General features: G+C 47.3%; 14 protein-coding genes. 9 read left to right on the forward strand and 5 right to left on the reverse strand.

The window, feature by feature from the left end; genetic code table 11:
- Window positions 1-6: 6 nt before the first annotated feature.
- Complete coding sequence (locus ACFTRD_RS00380) at window positions 7-609, reverse strand: TetR/AcrR family transcriptional regulator (protein ID WP_379376923.1); 603 nt, start codon at window positions 607-609, stop codon at window positions 7-9.
- Between the two features lie 190 nt (window positions 610-799).
- On the opposite strand from ACFTRD_RS00380, the gene ACFTRD_RS00385 reads away from it, so the two are divergent.
- A complete protein-coding gene (locus tag ACFTRD_RS00385) occupies window positions 800-1,558 on the forward strand; it encodes an SDR family oxidoreductase (RefSeq protein ID WP_379376925.1) in 759 nt (252 codons plus the stop codon).
- 283 nt (window positions 1,559-1,841) lie between these two features.
- Here the strand turns inward: ACFTRD_RS00385 and ACFTRD_RS00390 are convergent, their stop codons facing one another.
- Window positions 1,842-2,351, reverse strand: a complete 510-nt coding sequence (locus ACFTRD_RS00390) for an SMI1/KNR4 family protein (protein WP_379376927.1) — start codon at window positions 2,349-2,351, stop codon at window positions 1,842-1,844.
- A 62-nt stretch (window positions 2,352-2,413) separates the two neighbouring features.
- Window positions 2,414-3,382, reverse strand: a complete 969-nt coding sequence (locus ACFTRD_RS00395; RefSeq protein WP_379376929.1) for an HNH endonuclease signature motif containing protein — start codon at window positions 3,380-3,382, stop codon at window positions 2,414-2,416.
- Between the two features lie 297 nt (window positions 3,383-3,679).
- Between ACFTRD_RS00395 and ACFTRD_RS00400 the strand changes: the two genes are divergently transcribed.
- A complete protein-coding gene (locus ACFTRD_RS00400; protein WP_379376931.1) occupies window positions 3,680-4,519 on the forward strand; it encodes a DNA-binding protein in 840 nt (279 codons plus the stop codon).
- Window positions 4,520-4,701: 182 nt separating this feature from the next.
- Here the strand turns inward: ACFTRD_RS00400 and ACFTRD_RS00405 are convergent, their stop codons facing one another.
- Window positions 4,702-5,730 (reverse strand): LacI family DNA-binding transcriptional regulator, encoded by a 1,029-nt coding sequence (locus ACFTRD_RS00405; protein WP_379376933.1) that lies wholly within the window; start codon window positions 5,728-5,730, stop codon window positions 4,702-4,704.
- Between the two features lie 458 nt (window positions 5,731-6,188).
- On the opposite strand from ACFTRD_RS00405, the gene ACFTRD_RS00410 reads away from it, so the two are divergent.
- The 4 genes from ACFTRD_RS00410 (at window position 6,189) to ACFTRD_RS00425 (ending at window position 11,198) form a co-directional block, all read left to right on the forward strand.
- Complete coding sequence (locus tag ACFTRD_RS00410) at window positions 6,189-7,478, forward strand: sugar ABC transporter substrate-binding protein (RefSeq protein WP_379376935.1); 1,290 nt, start codon at window positions 6,189-6,191, stop codon at window positions 7,476-7,478.
- Window positions 7,479-7,573: 95 nt separating this feature from the next.
- The gene (locus ACFTRD_RS00415; RefSeq protein ID WP_379376937.1) at window positions 7,574-8,929 is read left to right on the forward strand and encodes a carbohydrate ABC transporter permease; all 1,356 of its coding nucleotides are present in this window, start codon (window positions 7,574-7,576) and stop codon (window positions 8,927-8,929) included.
- Window positions 8,926-9,762, forward strand: a complete 837-nt coding sequence (locus ACFTRD_RS00420; protein WP_379376939.1) for a sugar ABC transporter permease — start codon at window positions 8,926-8,928, stop codon at window positions 9,760-9,762. Before ACFTRD_RS00415 ends, ACFTRD_RS00420 begins: the two co-directional genes overlap by 4 nt.
- A 149-nt stretch (window positions 9,763-9,911) precedes the next feature.
- Window positions 9,912-11,198, forward strand: a complete 1,287-nt coding sequence (locus tag ACFTRD_RS00425) for an MFS transporter (RefSeq protein ID WP_379376941.1) — start codon at window positions 9,912-9,914, stop codon at window positions 11,196-11,198.
- A 152-nt stretch (window positions 11,199-11,350) separates the two neighbouring features.
- Here the strand turns inward: ACFTRD_RS00425 and ACFTRD_RS00430 are convergent, their stop codons facing one another.
- Complete coding sequence (locus ACFTRD_RS00430; RefSeq protein ID WP_379376943.1) at window positions 11,351-13,507, reverse strand: alpha-amylase family glycosyl hydrolase; 2,157 nt, start codon at window positions 13,505-13,507, stop codon at window positions 11,351-11,353.
- Between the two features lie 671 nt (window positions 13,508-14,178).
- Here ACFTRD_RS00430 and ACFTRD_RS00435 point away from each other — a divergent pair.
- The 3 genes from ACFTRD_RS00435 to ACFTRD_RS00445 are packed head-to-tail and all read left to right on the forward strand — an operon-like array spanning window position 14,179 to window position 18,376.
- Entirely contained in the window at window positions 14,179-15,552 is a 1,374-nt protein-coding gene (locus ACFTRD_RS00435; protein WP_379376945.1) for an alpha/beta hydrolase, read from the forward strand.
- A gap of 2 nt (window positions 15,553-15,554) precedes the next feature.
- Complete coding sequence (locus ACFTRD_RS00440; RefSeq protein WP_379376947.1) at window positions 15,555-16,970, forward strand: hypothetical protein; 1,416 nt, start codon at window positions 15,555-15,557, stop codon at window positions 16,968-16,970.
- Window positions 16,967-18,376, forward strand: coding sequence for an ANL family adenylate-forming protein (locus ACFTRD_RS00445; RefSeq protein ID WP_379376949.1), 1,410 nt, complete (start codon window positions 16,967-16,969; stop codon window positions 18,374-18,376). The genes ACFTRD_RS00440 and ACFTRD_RS00445 overlap by 4 nt, the downstream gene beginning before the upstream one ends.
- Window positions 18,377-18,459: the final 83 nt, after the last annotated feature.

Genomic DNA, 18,459 nt, shown 5'->3' on the forward strand with positions numbered 1-18,459 from the left:
ATGAGCTCATTTCAGGTTGGACTGGACCACCGCAGTGGCGGGTTCGAAATGAATGATTTTGAATAACTCATCTGCCATATAGGCGGGGGTGTGTATGAAATCCTGCCGAATCCACTCCAAGATCATGCCAAAAATCGCATGAGATTGGTAGCTGGCTAACAGCTCTTGGTTGATGTGAGAAGGAGAAACCTCAGTCAGATCCTGCAAGGCAAGGTTACGAAGGACCTCACAGATCATTTGTTGAAAGTTGGACGCAGCCTCGGACTTCACCACAAGCGTGTAGAATTGCGCATGTTGATGCACATGTTCAAATATTTTGATCGCGGAAGAAGGCATATGACTTACTCTGAATAGTTCCATATCCTGATAGGGTTCACGGAAAGAAGCTACCAAATCCTTGATCACATCATCGATCATCTCATTGAACAAGTCTTCCTTGTATTGATAGTGTCTGTAAAAGGTACCCCGATTCAGATCCGCGAGCTGCACGATATCCGTAATGGATATTTCCTTAAACGGCTGCTTCTGCATCAATTGGATGAGGGCATCTTTCAGTGCCGCTTTGGATTTCTTGATTCTTCGGTCCATGGAATTCGGAAGTTCAGTCATAGTACAGCCTCCTTGGAAGAACGTGTTATAAGTTAAGGTACATTTATCATTAAAAGTGTTGAGTAACGTACGTTTGGACAGACTTTTACTGATTGAAGTGAAACGCTATGACTTATTATACTAAGGATAAGAGTTAATGAACATTTGTTTGTTAACTTATTGTAAACGAATACATGGAGGATGATACAACATGAGACTTCAAGATAAAGTAGCTGTAGTAACAGGTGCAGGTTCCGGTATGGGGAAAGCAATCGCCACGTTGTATGCACAAGAGGGTGCCAAAGTGGTTGTATCAGACATTAACGAGGAAACGGCACAAACTGTTGTGAATGAGATCAAGGCCCAAGGTGGGGAAGCAATTGTGGTTCTTGCCAATGTGGCAAAAGAAGAAGATGTGCAAAACCTGATCGATACAACGGTTAGCACGTATGGCACGGTTGATATTCTGGTTAACAATGCAGGGATTATGGATGGCATGGAGCCGGCTGCAGAGGTACTAGATGACAAGTGGGAGCGATTGTTTGCAGTGAACACGACCAGTGTAATGCGTACAACGCGCAAAGTTCTTCCGATCTTCTTGGAGAAACAAAAAGGAGTCATCGTAAACATTGCTTCGGCAGGCGGATTGCACGGTGGACGTGCGGGAGCAGCCTATACGGCTTCCAAACATGCCGTGGTGGGACTTACCAAAAATACAGGTTTTATGTATGCAGAGCAGGGCATTCGCTGCAACGCCATCGCTCCGGGAGGAGTAGCAACCAATATCAGTTCCTCCATGACCGGACTGAGTCAATTTGGTGCGGGCAGACAACAGCTGGGCATGGGCATTAACCCACGCATAGGTACGAGTGAAGAGATTGCTAAGGTGGCCCTGTTCCTTGGTTCGGATGAATCCAGCTTCGTGAACGGAACAGTCGTAACGGCAGATGCAGGCTGGAGCTCCTACTAATCGAGCGTTCATAATCGAAATATGCAAAAGAAGCTCATACCGGGGGATGGGCTTTTTTTGTATGTTCATAAAGTGATTTTATAACTTCAACGCTCATAAACGAAATTCGTCATGGATAAATACAGTTTAAAATCTGGGCAGAGCTAATTAAAGAATCTTGGATAGGCGAGCAAGGTTTCTGCAATTGAAAAAAGAATCCCGGTGATAAAATAGAAGCTTACTGAAGAGTATTCTGCATTAATAGGCGAAAATAAAGAGAAATAGATTGATTTTTAAAGAAGAGTTATTTCTCTTCAAAACTGCGTTCTGTTTGCCAATACCAGAACTTTGAGCCTTGAGAGATAATGAAACGTTCCAGCCAGGTCTCAAAGTTGCTGTAGAATCGTCCTGTATGCTCTTTTGAATATAAACTCTCACAAAGCAATAGATAATGCTCATCCTGGGATCGCCAACGATCTAAGTCGATTAAAACTCGATCATCAAGGATATTCGCCACCACAATCTTACTGTCTGATGCCTCATTGTAGTGTATGACATCCTGAACTGAGTATAAGAAATTTTCCCCGCCATATTCAGGATCTGCAAACAAAGAGGCTCCATCACACAATTGTAAAAATCTTATGTAGTCTGGAGGTAAGGGAGCAGAAAAATAATCGGAAAGCTCTTTAATTTTATCTTCTGATGCACTTGGTTTGAATTTATTGATAGCAGTTGTTTTCCCAGCAGGAGCGAGTATTTCAATGTGACCACCATTTTCGTCAGACCATTTTTTAAAGTCTTTGAATACATCCATTTACATTACTCCTTCTTAAAAAAACTGACTTCACAAAAAGCCTGTGAAGTCAGTTTATCATATTAATACCCTGTGAACCAAGGACTTACAATCGACTCATGCACTCTAGCAGGGATAGGTATTAAATTGTCAAAAGCATTAGTTCCGCCATATTCACGTGGTCTAACATGGTGTATATGGGTCACGGCTCCATCCCAGTTCCAGCCATTACTTGGATACAACTCACTGTATTTTTTAATGTATACACCACGTTCGGTTTTACCCCATGTAACAGATGCAGTTCTTGCCCAATCTGTTCTTGCTGGTTCAGCCATAGTTTTATTGGAGTATGGATCATAATGGTGTGGATAAACAGTAGCGCGCTTATTGGTTAAAATTTGTCTTGTTTGTGAGCTGTCAGTTCCCATGCTCACACCTAGTGCATTCTTGATATTAAGGTCCACTTTGCCAAAATAGTACCCCGTTTGAGAGATCTTCTTGTTGCATACAACTGTTTTCCCTTCCTTGACATTTAGTATCCCTTGAATGGATGCAGTGCAGCCACCTACACTTGTGCCAGTCGTTCCACGTTGCACACCCCGAAAGAGAGTATAAGTAAGATCAATTCTATTGGGTTTTGACCCTACAAAACCATTAATACGAAATGAAATGTCAGCCTCTGCAGCTCCATCGATAGGGGTCAGTAATACACCATATACTACACCGCCCTGAGCTAGAGGTGTGACAGAATCAAGTGTTTCGATTGTTTCATTGGGTTCAAGTAAACGAGTAGATTGTACTCCGGTGGCATTGTTATAACTTAATAAATACTGTACTTCCTTAATTTCATTTGGATTAACATCATTTGGATTATCATTTGAACTTTTTGAAATGGAATCAAGGGGTTCCACAAAAGCTATTTCATTGTTTCCTTCTACTTGCTGCACAGTAATTTCATTGTTGTCTTGAGCAGCGGTCGCGGACACAGGGGATAAACCCAGAATTAATGCTGCTGCCAGAAAACCCAAGAAGCCATTTTTAAACTTGTTCATTTTCTTTGATCTCTCCCTCAAATAATTTAGAGTTTCACATCTTTTGGAAACGGCCCTCCTTTTTTTTGTTATGAGATAACTATATTTGGGTTATTCTTCAAATTAAATACAATAAAATCCTTATCAGTAAAATTGATTCTTAAGGTAAAAAATGCGACAAATAAATTCAGTAATCGACATTTTACCAATTGATAAAATCGTCGAAATATGGTGGATTGAATAATCTATGAGTTGTTATTGACCGCTGGAATAATCAGGAATATAATGGGCTAAAAATGGAATAAGGAGGAATGGCTAGTGGGGGACTTACATATTCAAAACATCACAAACCTAGATTACCTCGTGCAGATGACGCAGATGGCATACAAAACCGAGCAGTTCGAGCGTGTCATACATATTGCCGAACATCTCTATTCAAGTGCTCATGACACATATAACCAAATTCAATATCTAAAGGCGAAAAATAAGAAAAAACGCCTACAAATCAATAGGCCGCTTGTTTATTATTTCGGAATTTCTCACTTGCTTAAGGGCCTTGCTCTTCAGAAGCAAGAACGCTACTATGAATCCTTGGAATGCATTGAGAAGTACCAAGAACTTGGTTGGTTCATTGGGCTTGATGAAGAGGGCTTAACTGTGGTAGAGGATTTCCGTATGTTCGCAAAAGCAAACAGGTATTCTGTCGAAATATTAATGGGAAATAAAGATGTGCTGGATGAATATATTACCTTCCTGCTAGATCACCCTGAAGAAATTATTCCTGAATGCATAACGATTTTAGAAGCAGCTATTGCTAATGGCTGGAGAATAGAAGAGTACCTGGACAGGATTCTTCCTTACAACGAATCATTTGCGATGCTTGAAGAAGCTGAAAATGTGAGTCTTTTTGTGCACTATATGTATTGTCTTGCTTTATACAAGATGCCTCTTTGTAAAAGTGATGCAATAGATGCATTAATTAGGGGAATTGCAGTATCTTGTAAAATAGAGCTTGAAGCGGGTTTTCGCAAGTCTTGTGCCCTGTTTGAAACACTTAGGGAATCTGCTAGTGAGAAACAGGTTGCTCAATACAAAAATATATTAAAAGGAGCCATTTCTAATGAAAAAAACTATGCTTATATTAGCTGTCATGTGTAGCTTTGCATTTATCTCCTTTGTAGGCACGAGTACAACGACAACCTTTACTACAAATAATCACGGGTCTGGCTATTGATATCATACCCTAAAAAAAAGAATCGACTCTCTTCTTATAGAGAGTCGATTCTTTTTGTGATCTTACAAGGGCGAAAACAATAGGACAAACGTTTGCATAAACATGTCTAGGCATTCCCGGACAGCGTAAACAGGGACGAATCCCGAACAATTAAGCGGTGCGGGATGATGACCGGGTTCTGAGGCACCTGCTCCCCATTCAGAATTTTCAGCAGTACCTGAACCGCTGTATAGCCAAGCTGATAGGTTCCAATATCAATCGAACTGAGCGGGGGCGAAGCGAGTTCCGACAAGGCAATATTGTTGAAGCTCACAACACTTATATCTTCAGGAACGCTATATCCCAATTCGGCCAAAGCGCGAAGTACGCCAAAGGCGACATTGTCGTCAATAACAACGAGGGCAGTTGGCCTATCCGGTAGTGACATGAACAGTGACATCGCCCGGAAGCCGCTCTCCTGCAGGAATTCCCCTTCCACGATCCAATCATTGTTAGCATCCAGACCGGCTTCTTCGAGCGCATTTTTGTATCCTAGCATGCGATCATGAGACAGTGTCAGATCGGGCGGCCCGCTGACAAACCCAATGCGTTTATGTCCTTGTGCAATCAGATGCGTAGTTGCATCAAACGCCGTCTGAACATTGTTATTGTCCACCATTGGTGCCTCCGGATGTGTTTCACTGCGCCCAATCAGCACAAAAGGAAACTTTTCCGCTTCCAAAAAAGAAATGATCGGGTCTTCCCGTTTGGAGCCAAGCAGCAAAATTCCATCGACTCGTCGCCCGTGTACCAACCGGGATATGGCATTCAATTCATCGCTGGAAGACGTTTCGGTGGAGAGAAGAAGTTCATAATTCATGCGGGTTGCATGCGTAATAATTCCCCGAAGCAACTCTCCGAAAAAATAGTTCTGAAACAGCTCTTCAGCAGGCCGGGGCAGCATGATCCCAAGTGTTTGAGTCGTTTTGGAAACGAGGCTTTTGGCCATCATATTTGGATGATAATTCAGTTCTTTCATAATTTGCTTCACTTTGACCGACGTTTCCGAACTGATTCTGGGATGGTTGGAAATAACCCGTGAGACCGTAGAAGGGGATACACCCGCCAATTTGGCAATATCTTTGATTGTAATCATGTGAAAAATCCCTTCTGTACAAGCATTTCAACATGTCTCCTATGTTAATTGAAAGGTTTGGATAAATCAATTGCTAACTGCACCATGGGAAAGAGGACGAGAGTAAAATAAAGGAAGATGGCGGGAGATCAAGCAAATGGGAAATTACAGGAACATACACCATAAAAGTGAAGAAAAATGAGCGAAAATGACTTGTGCAAACGTTTGTACAAACAAAGTTTGCTGTTGTATGATGTTATTGTTATTATAGCGCTTACATGACTTGAATCAACATACTTCTAAGAAAATTCATCCCGATTACAACCATATTGGACCAGTCTGAGGTTCGTTTGAGCAAACGTTTGTACTATATTCAAGCAGATGATACACAGAACTTCAGAATGCAGGGACAATACACAGAAAAACGGGAGAAAGCGCGAGTACAGCATGGAGCATGATTACGAAAAGGGGGAAATTCAATGAGAAGATGGCAGCAAGCAGCACTTGCAGGATTCATGGCACTAACACTTGCCGCATGTTCAAGCGGTGGTGGAGGCGGCGCTGCGCCAACCACAACAGACAGCGGCGGAACTGGGGAAACAACAGTGACCGCGGAAAATATTCAGCCGGAAGAGGGCGCAAGCCTTGTCATATGGGAGGATAAAAATCAGCGAAGCTTTATCGAGGAGCGGGCGAAGAAATTTGAAGAGGAATACGGTGTTTCTGTAAAGATTGAGGAATTGCCGCCAACCGATCAGGTGACTAAGCTGACGACAGACGGACCCGCGGGATTGGCTGCGGATGTGGTCGTTTTCCCACATGACAAGATTGGCAGTGCTTCAGAAGCCGGACTGATCTTGCCGAACGATATTTTTGAGCAAAAGACCTCGCAATCCACCAGTGACAATGCACTTAAAGCGGTGACATTCAAAGACATCTTATACGGATATCCCTACAGCGTAGAAACCTATGCGCTGTTCTACAACAAAAAGCTATATCCCGAAGTACCGAAGTCATTTGAGGACATTATCAGCTTTGCCAAAACCTTCAATGACACTAAAAACAACAAGTACACTCTGATGTGGGAGCTGCAGCAATTTTATTACAACTTTGCTTATCTAGCTTCCCAGGGCGGATATATCTTCGGCGATGAAGGCATGAACAGCGAGGATATCGGCCTCAACAATGAGGGAGCCATCAAGGGCGGCCAGTTCCTGCAGACGCTGAAATCAGAAGTGCTGCCTGTGAAGATGGGCGATGTGAATTTTGACATCAAGAAAGGGCTGTTTTCAAGCGGAAAACTGGCCATGGACATTAACGGGCCGTGGGCCATTACCGACTATCGCGATGCCGGTATTGATTTTGGAGTTGCCCCGCTTCCTTCGATTGAAGGTAAACCGATGACCTCCTTCTCTGGAGTCAAGGCATACTACGTCAATGCATTTACAACCTATCCGAATGCAGCCAAGCTGTTTGCGGCATATCTCTCCAGCGCGGAATCCCAGATGGTCAACTTTGAGATGAACGGAACACTCCCGGCCAATAAAGACGTGGCGGCAGATCCGAAGATTCAGGGGGATGAAATTACGAAGGCATTCCTTGAGCAATTCAACAACTCCACGCCAATGCCTTCGCTTCCTGCCATGGACAGCGTCTGGGGTCCCATCGGCGCGGCAATTAGCGACATATGGGATGGTGGCAAGGATGTGAAAACCTCTCTGGATAACGCAGTCAAACAAATCAAGGAGAGCCTTGCAACAGTCCAATAATAAAGGAAAGAGCAAGTGCAGAGGAAGCCAACATGTCCTCTGCACTCTGCTATAACTGATCGGTAACTTCGCTTGCCGGGAAGGAGTAGGAAAGAATGAAACAGCAGCATGTTCCAGTCACTGTCAAGCCGAATAGAGAAAGACAGCATCGCATGACAGCGGCTGTGTTGTCCATTGTCCTGCAAGGACTTGGACAGCTGTATAACCGTCAATGGATCAAGGGCATCTGTTTTCTGATCCTGGAGGGAGTGGGACTCGCCTATCTGATTCCCCGTTTGAATCAGGCCGTATGGGGAGTATGGACACTTGGTGAGCAAACGCAGCGTTTTGTCAAAGTGAATGGATCAACGGTGCTGCAGCAGGGGGACCACTCCATCTTTTTGCTGCTCAACGGAATCATTGTGCTTTTGGTATTTTTCGTTTTTCTTCTTCTGTATATCTTCAATATCCGGGATGCGTACCTCACGGGAAAATTAAGAGAGGAAGGAAAGCAGGCCTCCAGAGCCTCTGCTTCCCTGAGATATCTGCTCGATAAACAATTCCCGTATCTTTTCTTGTCCATTCCTGCACTCGGTATCCTGTTTTTCACGATTATGCCGATTTTATTTACGATTACGTTGGCCTTCACCAACTATTCGGCACCGGATCATATTCCGCCCGCCAAGCTGGTGGATTGGGTGGGCTTCAAGACGTTCACGGATCTGATTCAGCTTAAATCATGGAGCCACACCTTCTTTGGAGTATTAACGTGGACGGTGATTTGGGCCATTCTGGCAACAGTCACCACCTATTTCGGAGGCGTGTTGGTTGCGCTTCTCATCGAACAGAAAGGCATTCGTTTCAAAAAGGTGTGGCGGACGATATTCATTCTTCCTTATGCCATTCCGCAGATCATCTCACTGCTGCTGATGCGTAACTTGTTCAATGGGCAATTTGGCCCCATTAATACGTATATGAAGGCTTTTGGCCTTGAAGGGTTACCGTGGTTAACCGATCCGTTCTGGGCGAAAGTTACCGTCGTCCTTGTCAACATGTGGATTGGAATTCCGGTCAGCATGGTGCTCATTCTGGGCGTGCTGACGGCGATTCCCCGGGATCTGTATGAAGCGGCTGAGGTGGACGGTGCGTCCGGTTTTCAGAAGTTTCGCATTATTACGCTTCCCTTTATCATGTTTGCCACGACACCGGTGCTCATTATGCAGTTTGCCGGAAATTTCAACAACTTCAATGTCATCTTCCTGCTGACGAACGGTAATCCGCTTCGTGGCGATTATCAATATGCGGGATCAACCGATCTTCTCGTGACCTGGTTGTACAAACTGACCTTGGATAACAACAAGTTCAATATGGCTTCGGCGGTTGGTATCATTATCTTCCTGATTATTGCGTCGTTCTCCATCTGGAATTACCGTCGTTCCAAATCGTTCAAGGAGGAGGACATGATTCAATGAAAAAGCGCAACAATCCCATGCGTCTTGCGATCAGTTATGTGCTGTTGGTCATCATTGCCATCGTATCGGTGTATCCGATCTTGTGGATATTTCTCTCGTCGCTGCGTCCAGGGGCGGCGCTATACAGTGAACGTCTGTGGCCTGAAGCGTTCACGCTGGCGCATTACGGGGAACTGTTTACCAACCCGTCGTTCATGTATGGAACATGGTACCTGAACACGTTGAAGATCGCCTTCTTCACCATGATTTTCTCAACGCTTATGGTTACTTTGGGGATGTATGCCTTATCCCGTTTCCGTTTTCGCGGGCGTAAGACCATTCTATCCACGATGCTAATTCTGGGGATGTTCCCCAGCTTCATGAGCATGATTGCCATTTATATTATTTTGCTTCAGATCAAATTGCTGGACACCCATGCCGCGTTGATTTTGGTCTATTCGTCTGGGGCTGTGCTGGGTGGATTTATTGTCAAAGGGTTCTTTGATACCATTCCGCGCAGTCTGGATGAAGCCGCACGAATTGATGGCGCCAGTCATCTGCGCGTGTTCACCAGTATCATTTTGCCATTGTCCCGGCCGATGCTGACCTATGTAGCCCTAACCAGCTTCACGGGTGCGTGGATGGATTTTATTTTTGCCCGGCTGGTGCTTCGGACGAAAGAGAACTGGACACTTGCGGTTGGCATGTGGGATCTGGTTAACCGCTATCAGGACAGCAATTTTACGATGTTTGCTGCCGGGGCCGTACTGATCGCCATTCCGATTACGTTGTTGTTTGTATTCTTGCAGCGTTTCCTTGTGCAGGGGCTGACCTCTGGCGCCTCCAAAGGATAAAAGGATGGACCCTAACTGCATAGACAGCCTGTAGAACATACCCAGGCCACCAATCAGGCGCTTCTGAGAGGTTCCATTCATCGCTGGAACTGCTCCGGAAGCGCCTGCCTGCTGTTTGAGATCCGAATGACAAGAGGAGGAAAAGAACGATGGGAACGCTACAGTCCCCAGAACCGGAATTGGGGCCAAACGGGTCTCGTGCTGCTGCGGAGAGTCAGAAAATGGCCAACAAGGCGCTTTGGCACAATGTGGCTTATCGCAGAATATTGTGCGGTTATGGCATTTCCGTATTTGGTGATTGCTTCAATGGCATTGCCATCAGTCTGTGGGTGCTTCAGACGACCGGAAGTGCCAAGAGCATGGCAGCTGTACAAGTATGTAACATGGTCGTCAGTTTTTTGTTCGGATCATTCGCGGGTACGTTTGCCGACAGGCTGGATCGCAGAACATTGATGCTGTCGTCGGATTTATTTCGTGGAGCCATGGCATTTATCATTGCGGTGAGTCTGTTTGTGCTGCATGCTCCGTTTCCACTCGTACTTCTCATGCTTTCCCTCTCCATGTTCTCCAGCCTGTTTCAGGCGCCTGCATTTCATGCTTCGGTAACCAGTCTGGTGGGGAGGGAGCAGCTGCAGCAAGCTACAGGAACCATCCATCTGGTGGATAATATTGCCCGGATCAGCGGACTGGCCGCAGCGGGGATTGCGGTTTCTGCATTTGGAGGGTTTACAGCCATCATGATTACGGGTGTGACCTTTTTACTGTCTGCAATATGTGTAATGTTGGCCGGGCGTTTCCCGGATGTGCAACGCTCTTCCAGACATAGGGAATCGTTCGTGAAGGATTGGGGAAGCTCGTTTTCCTACATCTTTGCACATCCCTTGATTCGCTCGATTGTGATCCTTAATCCGCTGTTGATTCTCTTCTTCATGTCCGCCATCATGCTGGTTCAGGTCATGGCCGTCAAGGTATGGCAGGCGAATCCTGTCCAGTTCGGACTGATCGAGACGTGTATTCCTCTGGGGTACATGCTGGGTTCCGGGATTCTGATTGCCTCAGGCAATCGGTTGAAACGAAGGGGGCGATGGGTGTTTATCGGTCTACTGGTTCTTGGCCCACTGTATATGCTGTTATCCCATGTCTCTTCCCCTTTGCTGGCCTTGCCGCTGATCATTGCCGGGGGAGCCATGTTTGCGTGCTGTACCATGTTAACCCAGATCATGATGCGTGCCGAGGTTCCTGATGAGCTGCAGGGAAGAATCTACGGCGTGCTCGGTACCATAACAAGTACAGCCCCGATCCTGGGTTTAACGGTAGTTTCGGTTCTGGCGGATCAATGGGGTGCCCAAACGGTGCTGGAGAGCCTGGGAGCGTTGCTGCTGGTGGCCGGGGTGATCGCGGCAACAGGATTGAAATCCATTCGAACCTATCGATAAATCGCATCTTCGATCATTCATAACTATCCATAATTCACAACTTTCGATTGCAATGGATGCCAGCTTGCAGTGAGGAACACAATCAAAGAACCCGGAGCGGACGCTTGACCACGTCTGACTCCGGGTTGATTGATAGGACGATGAAGGAATGACTACTGCCAGTCCACTGTAACGGTTGCGGTTCCACTAGTCGGTGTGGTGAAGGTATGGTTATTGCCATTTTCCCACGTAATGGTAGAGCCGTTCTTTTTGAAAAACTTGAATTCCAGATTGGTTCCAGCAGGTACGCTGACGTCATAATACCAGGTTGGGTAGGAATAGATGACCTGATTAAAGGCTGGACCAATGGCGAGAGGGCCTGTGGACCAGTTGCCCAGCTCCGCAACATTACCCGTCAGATAGAGATTCTGCCCCAGTGTAGTGGAGGCGTTGTTGATGACAAAGCGAACGGAAACCTGGTTGCCACTCAGAATCGTGAAATTGTTATAGGTATTGCTGTTGACCCCGCTCGCTGCGACTTTAACGGCATAGTTGCCGGCGGCAACAGCAGGGACGGTCACTTTGATCTGAGTATCTTCCCAGGATGTAATGGCTGAACCCGTCACAGCGGTTGTACCGAAATAGACCGTGCCTTTGGTCGTACCAAATCCACGACCATCAATGGTAACGGTATTGCCCGCTTTGCCCATGGTAGGACCCACATGCCCGATGGTTGGTGTAGTGGTATTGGCTGTATACTGCCAGACCGCTGTGGCCCCTGCGGCAAGTGTGAAGGCAGAGACGTTTCCTCCTGTGGAGGTAATGTTATTCCCACTGAGCGCACCTGCAAGTACATCGTTGTAGGTTCCTGAAGGGAGCGAAGTGGTCAAACCACTGATGGAAGTGGGAGTTGAAAGATTACGGTTAACCGCTACAACGGCCACATTGTTGCCGAATTTACGTTCGTACACATACACATCATTGTTAATCCAGCGCTGCTGGGTTGTTCCGTAGGCGATGGCTGGATTGCTTTTGCGTAATGGAGCCAGCTTGCTGATGACGTTAAAGGCGGTCGTTGTTTTGGAGAACGAAGGCATTTTGGCACGGTTATCCGGGTCACCGTTACCAGTTAAATACTGCTCCGTGCCATAATAGATGGCCGGTACGCCTCGTGAGGTGAGTGTAAATGCGAGAGCTTGTTCCAGGCGACGGTTGTTCACGGCACTGGTTTTGAAACGATCCATGTCATGGTTGTCAATGAAGGTCACCTGGTCATTCACATGGGCATAATCAGTGGCAGTGCTGGTGATCATGGAATCCAAGGCAACCATCGTGGACGTGTTATCACGGAATACGTTACGTACTGCACTATTGAAACGGAAGTCGAGCAGGCTCATGCCGGATTGGTTAGCGAAGTTGGTGTTATCCGCATCCGAAGCCGAGGAACCCAGGAACCATTCACCGAAGGTGAATACCGGTTGATGGCTGTAGATGGAGGACATCCAGTTTTTTTGCCAGCCCAGTGGCATATGCTTGACCGCATCCACGCGGATTCCGTCAATGCCCATATCGAGCCAGAGCTTGATCGCATCTTTGAAATAGGTGTCGATGGTACTGTTGTTGTGATTTAAGTCAGCGAGGTCATAGAGGTTTTTGTAGATGCCGTTCTCCAGCGAGGAGAAGTCAGATCCGCCATTGTGGTGGAAGAATTTGTTCGTATCATTGGTATATCCGCCAACGAGTGTGCCATTATCGTATAGCTTACCGTTTTCGGCAAATGAAGTGTCGGTCTCCATGGCAGGAGAGGTATGATTGGGAGCGAAATCAATAATGACTTTGATGCCCTTGGCATGGGCTGTGTTGATCAGGTTCTGGAAGTCGGTCATCGTACCGAATGCCGGATTGGTCTTCTTGAAGTCCCGTGCCCAGTATCCGTGATAGGCCGTGTTGTTGACACCGGAGTAGTTGATCAGCGAGTATATGTTCTCGACAGGCTGGGAGATCCAGAGTGCCGTAATGCCCAGATCCGTAAAATAGTTATCATTGATCTTGTTGATCAATCCCTGCCAGTCGCCGCCGCAATAGAGCTTCAGGTTGGTACAGGAGGAATCAGAGGCCCCCCCGGTAGGATTATTCGAGGGATTGCCATCCAGGAATCGGTCGGTAAACACCTGATAAATGACATCGGTGCTGAAATTCTGCTTGTTGGTTACTGCCGTATCGGCATCTGCGAATACAGAGGCAGCCGGGAATAATGGAAGTGCGCTTCCAGCCAGCAAGCTGAGGGTTAGCGTGGTACTGAGGATAATTCGCTTGGTCCATTTGAACATGGTAATCCACCCTTCGTGTATTATATAAATTGAACTGAAGAATATTTACACTTACCACTCCGATGACAGAACAACCTTCCGATCGCTGTTATCCCCAGATTTTTTTGAATCCCTTTTCAAAGGGGGAAATCCGGGGATAAAGGCGAACGTTTCACTTCTTCAGGTTATTTCTATCCTCTCCGTTCTCGTGTAAATGCTTAGTTCGATTTATATAGATTTGTAATCTCTTTCTTGATCAGAAAAGCGCTTTCAATTCAGTCGTTGACCGATTCTCCTTAACGTGTCCCCTCCTTTTTGAATGCCAACAACCCCGGCACCTCCTGCTGGAGTTACCGGGGTTGTCCTAAACCGAATGGGTTTAAAAGCATGGCCCTCTAGTTATAATCACAACGTTATGATAATTAAATAATGGCGGAGTTGTCAATAACTTTTTGTTAAGCATTTTTTTTCTATTTCCATATTTACAAACAAGCCTCAACAGATTTAAACTATTCGCAGACACACTAATATAAGGGCTATGCATTTTAGAACATCTCGGTGTTTTAAAACAACCCCGTCTCTTCTGAGACGGGGTTGTTTGTCGATGCAGCGAAGGGAAGAGTGCAGAATGACTTGTCGAAAACCCGGTATTGTACCGAGGAAAGTCCATAGGAGAGGCGGTTGATGGCTCAGTGAACACTCATTCTGTCATCGAATGTGTGGAAGGTTTCAATGCATCCCGGCTGGGTAACACGAGAACGATATTTATCTATTTGCCACCAGGCTACAAGGAGCATGTGAATCATCGCTATCCAGTGTTATACATGCATGCGGGTCAGAGGGCCTTCGGTCCTTCGGCTGCGGGAAATGAAACGTGGAATGTGGATCAGGTGGCAGACCGGCTGATCGCTCAAGGCTTGATGGACGGGCTGATCATTGTTGGGATTGCCCATGTGCGTCCGGTTACACACAATGAATTCTATCATTTCATTGCGCCTGCAAGAGAAGCGGTGAGCGTGGGCTGCTCAGGCCTGGACTATGAACACTTTATCATTCATGAACTGAAGCCATACATTGACGAGCATTACCGCACGCTTCCGGACAAGGACAATACGGGACTGCTTGGTTCTTCCGCAGCGGCACTCAGCACCTTCCATATCGGAACACGTCATCCTGATATTTTTGGCAAACTGATGATGCTCTCACCTTTCTTCGTGGACGTGCAGCTGGATGGAACGTCGGAGAGCAGGCTGCAGGAAGAGAACATGTACCTCATGCCTGACAGTAATGCTCCGGTTCAAATGTGGATGGATATTGGAGACGCAGAAGGACTGTTTCTGCCTTCCCAGGTAAGGGATATGGTTCATCAGTTGCTTGCTCTGGGATACAAACCTGGCAAGGATATCGCATTTCTGGAACAACCGGATGCCGGTCATCAGGAAGCGGATTGGGGAGAGCGGGTTCATCTGCCGTTAATGTACATGTTTGGACGAATCGGTAACCCAATTTCTCTGGAGCTGAAGGGAAGGGATGTTATCGGATTGAAAGGCGGAATGAGTTGTCACATCAATGCACTGCTTCATTACGACAGCGGGTTCACCATGAGTGTGATTGAAGGGGACTATAAGTCCGATCATCCTGAGGTTCTGGAGGTACGACCAACCGGGGAACTGGTTCCTTTACGACCTGGTAATGCAGTGGTTACCCTGACGGTGGGAGAGCTGTCGGCATCTTGCATGTACACGGTCTTGGAAGAATTATCGGGGTATGTGAGCGTATGTATGAGCGTAGAAGCACCGCCCCAGGATATATATGATGACTCTATCTACGGAGGAATGGGTATGAAGCTTCTGCATACAGGAGGTGGGCGGTATGAGGGCTGCTTCGAGGTTCCGCGTGACAGCGGCTTTCGGTTCAGGTTTACGCGCGGCTTTCGGCAGTTCGAAACCGATGCTGATGGCAAAGCGCTGCCCAATCGGGTGTTCCGAGCCCATGATAACCTGTCTCTTCATTATCAAATCCAGTCTTGGGGCAGCGCGGCTGCCAAAGCCGGGAACAGGAGGTAGCCATGATCATTCATTCGTTTCAACCAACGATGGATATTCCGTATTATTATCCCTGCAATTTTCCTATGATTCATGAAATCCTACAGCGTCAGGGCTTAATAAGCAGTCTGGGCCTGGTGGCCTCCAGCCGCTTGTATAGTCTGCCTTCCTGTTCAGATCGTGGCCTGATCAAGCCTTATTTTCACAAGCTGAATTATGGTGAGCCGATGTGGGAAGTACATGGAGAACGGGAGTTTGGCAGCTTCGAGCAAGGAAAGGAACATATTCAGCGGCGGCTGCGGGATGGGGAGCTTTTTATCGCCACAGGTACAAGCTACTGCCTGCCTTATGGGGAGGATTACCGTAATCCTGAGTATATTCATAAACTCGTTAAACAAGGTTCACGCCTGCATCTGGTCGACCATTGGCTGGCCGTGTACGGAATGGATGAGAAGCAGTTCTATGTTTATGATCCCGTTCCATCCAAATACATGGGAACTGTATCGTTTGCAGACTTCCAGGAATTCTGGAAAGGGAACAAAAATATTTCCGAGCTGGAGGTAGCCCGGCGTAAAGAAACATTGCGGACATATGGCACGATGGAGATCCGTGCTGTGAATACACTTGACTCTGCGGGCTACCAGGACATGTTGCGCACTGCGCTGGCAACGCAGGCTCATGAATTCATCACGGGCAGAACGGTCTGGCAAGGCAAGCGAAGCTATTATTTTGGACAGGCTGTATCCCTGCAATTGTTACAACGTCTACATCCGGATGCTGAGGTGGATCGGGAACAAGAGAAGGCCGTCTCCGCGTTCTTGTTCGATATGCGCTGGAGTCGCTATTTTTTTCGCGATTTGCTGGAAGAGGCCGCCAGATGGCTGGATTCTCCCCATGATCGATATGTGGAGGGGTTCCGTGCAATCATAGCCCGCTGGGAACAGGCGCACAAGTTGCTCCAGATCGCCAGAATGAAGCGAAGCGCGGATTGGCGGGAGCAGTTGACGGGTATCATTCAACAATTGGCAGCGGATGAATTATGCTGGTACGAAGAGCTGATGACCACACATCAACACGCCGAACGGTTTATACAGACCTCTTTGACCGAGAGAAATTTGGCGCCTTCACGCCGGGAAGCCATCGAGCGGATCGTACTGGGGAGCTGCGAAGAGCTCAATCGATACCATAACGCGCCCATTCCTCTGGAGCACGGCATGCAATCGCCTCTGTATGGAAGCCGGGGGAGACTGGACTCTCTTGAACTTGTCACCTTGCTTGCGATTGTAGAGCAAGGGGTTGAGGATGAGTTCGGTGTAGGAATAGCTCTCGCGGAAATGGCGGCTGCTACCATGCCGGAAAGCCCTTATCGGACCGTGGAATCGTTGGTTAATTATCTGGAGGCGCAATTGGAACGTTGCTCAAAGGGGGACACGGGATGAATATCACCTTTCTTCTCGAACGGTTCGCTGCATATGGTAATTGCCCTGCGTTGATATGGGAGGGTGAGCAATATAGTTATAGCTGGCTATTGAATCAGGTACACACCCTTAACCAGTGGATATCCAGAGAAGGGCTTGAAGGGGCGATCGTTGCGCTTGAAGAAGATTACTCCCCTTATTCGGCAGCGGCGTTGATTGCTCTTTTGGAACGGGATTGTATCGTGGTTCCGCTGGATCGTCATCTGGTTGAGGCCAAACGGAATGAATATACAGCACTCGCACAGGTAGAATGGCGTATGAGTGTTGGGAACGGAGAAGTAGTGGTCAGACGCTGCTCTGTGCAGGGCAGTCGATCCCCGATATTGGCCAGGCTGGTTCAGGAAAAGAAAGCAGGTCTGGTGATCTTCTCATCCGGATCGACAGGGCGAAGCAAAGCTGCTGTTCACTGCGCGGATCGAATCTTGGACGGTTTCAGACGGCAAGTCCGGCCGCTCTGTACCATTCCGTTCATGATGTTTGATCATATTGGCGGGTTAAATACAATGCTGCAATCCCTGTCCAGCGGCGGGTGTTTATGTGTCATACCGGATCGCTCACCTGTGGAAGTATGTCGAGCCATTGAGAAGTACCGCGTTCAGGCGCTGCCTGTCTCACCAACGTTCATGAATCTAATGCTCCTTAGCGGAGTCTATCGGGAGTTCGATCTATCCAGTCTCGAAGTGGTCTCTTATGGTTCAGAGGTTATGCCAGAGACGCTGCTCAGCGCATGGAATCGCCAGTTTCCGAATGTACGCACAGTGCAGGCTTATGGCATGTCGGAGCTTGGCATCCTGCCCACTCGTTCCAAAGATTCGGGTTCATTGCTATTTACGGTTCGTGGTGAAGGAGTCAATTATAGGATTGTGGACGGGTTGCTTGAGATCCTGACCGAAACGGCCATGATCGGGTATCTGAATGCTCCATCTCCATTCACGGAAGATGGTTGGCTTCAGACTGGGGACGAAGCGGAGATGGAGGATGGGTACATTCGCATTTTGGGCCGCCGCTCCGAGATCATTAATGTTGGTGGGCGTAAGGTTTACCCTGCGGAAGTGGAGAGTATTCTGGAGCAAATGGATTCCATTGAAACGGCTGTCGTGAGCGGGGAGCCCAGTGGAATTACGGGGCAGATGGTCAAGGCCACGGTCAGACTTACAAGTGAGCAGTCTCTTAAGGAACTGCGAAGACAAGTCTGGGACTTTTGCCAAGACAAGCTGCCTCCCTACAAAATCCCGCAAAAGATCGTCGTTACCCAGGATACTTTAACAAGCCCAAGAATGAAGAAAATAAGAAATGCCGGTCCAATCTACTCCGTTCGGGATGAGGTTGCGGCCAGTATGGAGGAAGATTCGGAAGGGACAAATTAACGAAGTGGATAATAAATGCCAACGTAGGATGGACACAGCGGGTTGCAATGGGAGAGGGGAACCGTAGGCTGCATTACGCGCCA

The sequence above is a fragment of the Paenibacillus sp. NPDC056933 genome, assembly GCF_042674385.1.
In the GTDB taxonomy this organism is placed as follows: Bacteria; Bacillota; Bacilli; order Paenibacillales; family Paenibacillaceae; genus Paenibacillus.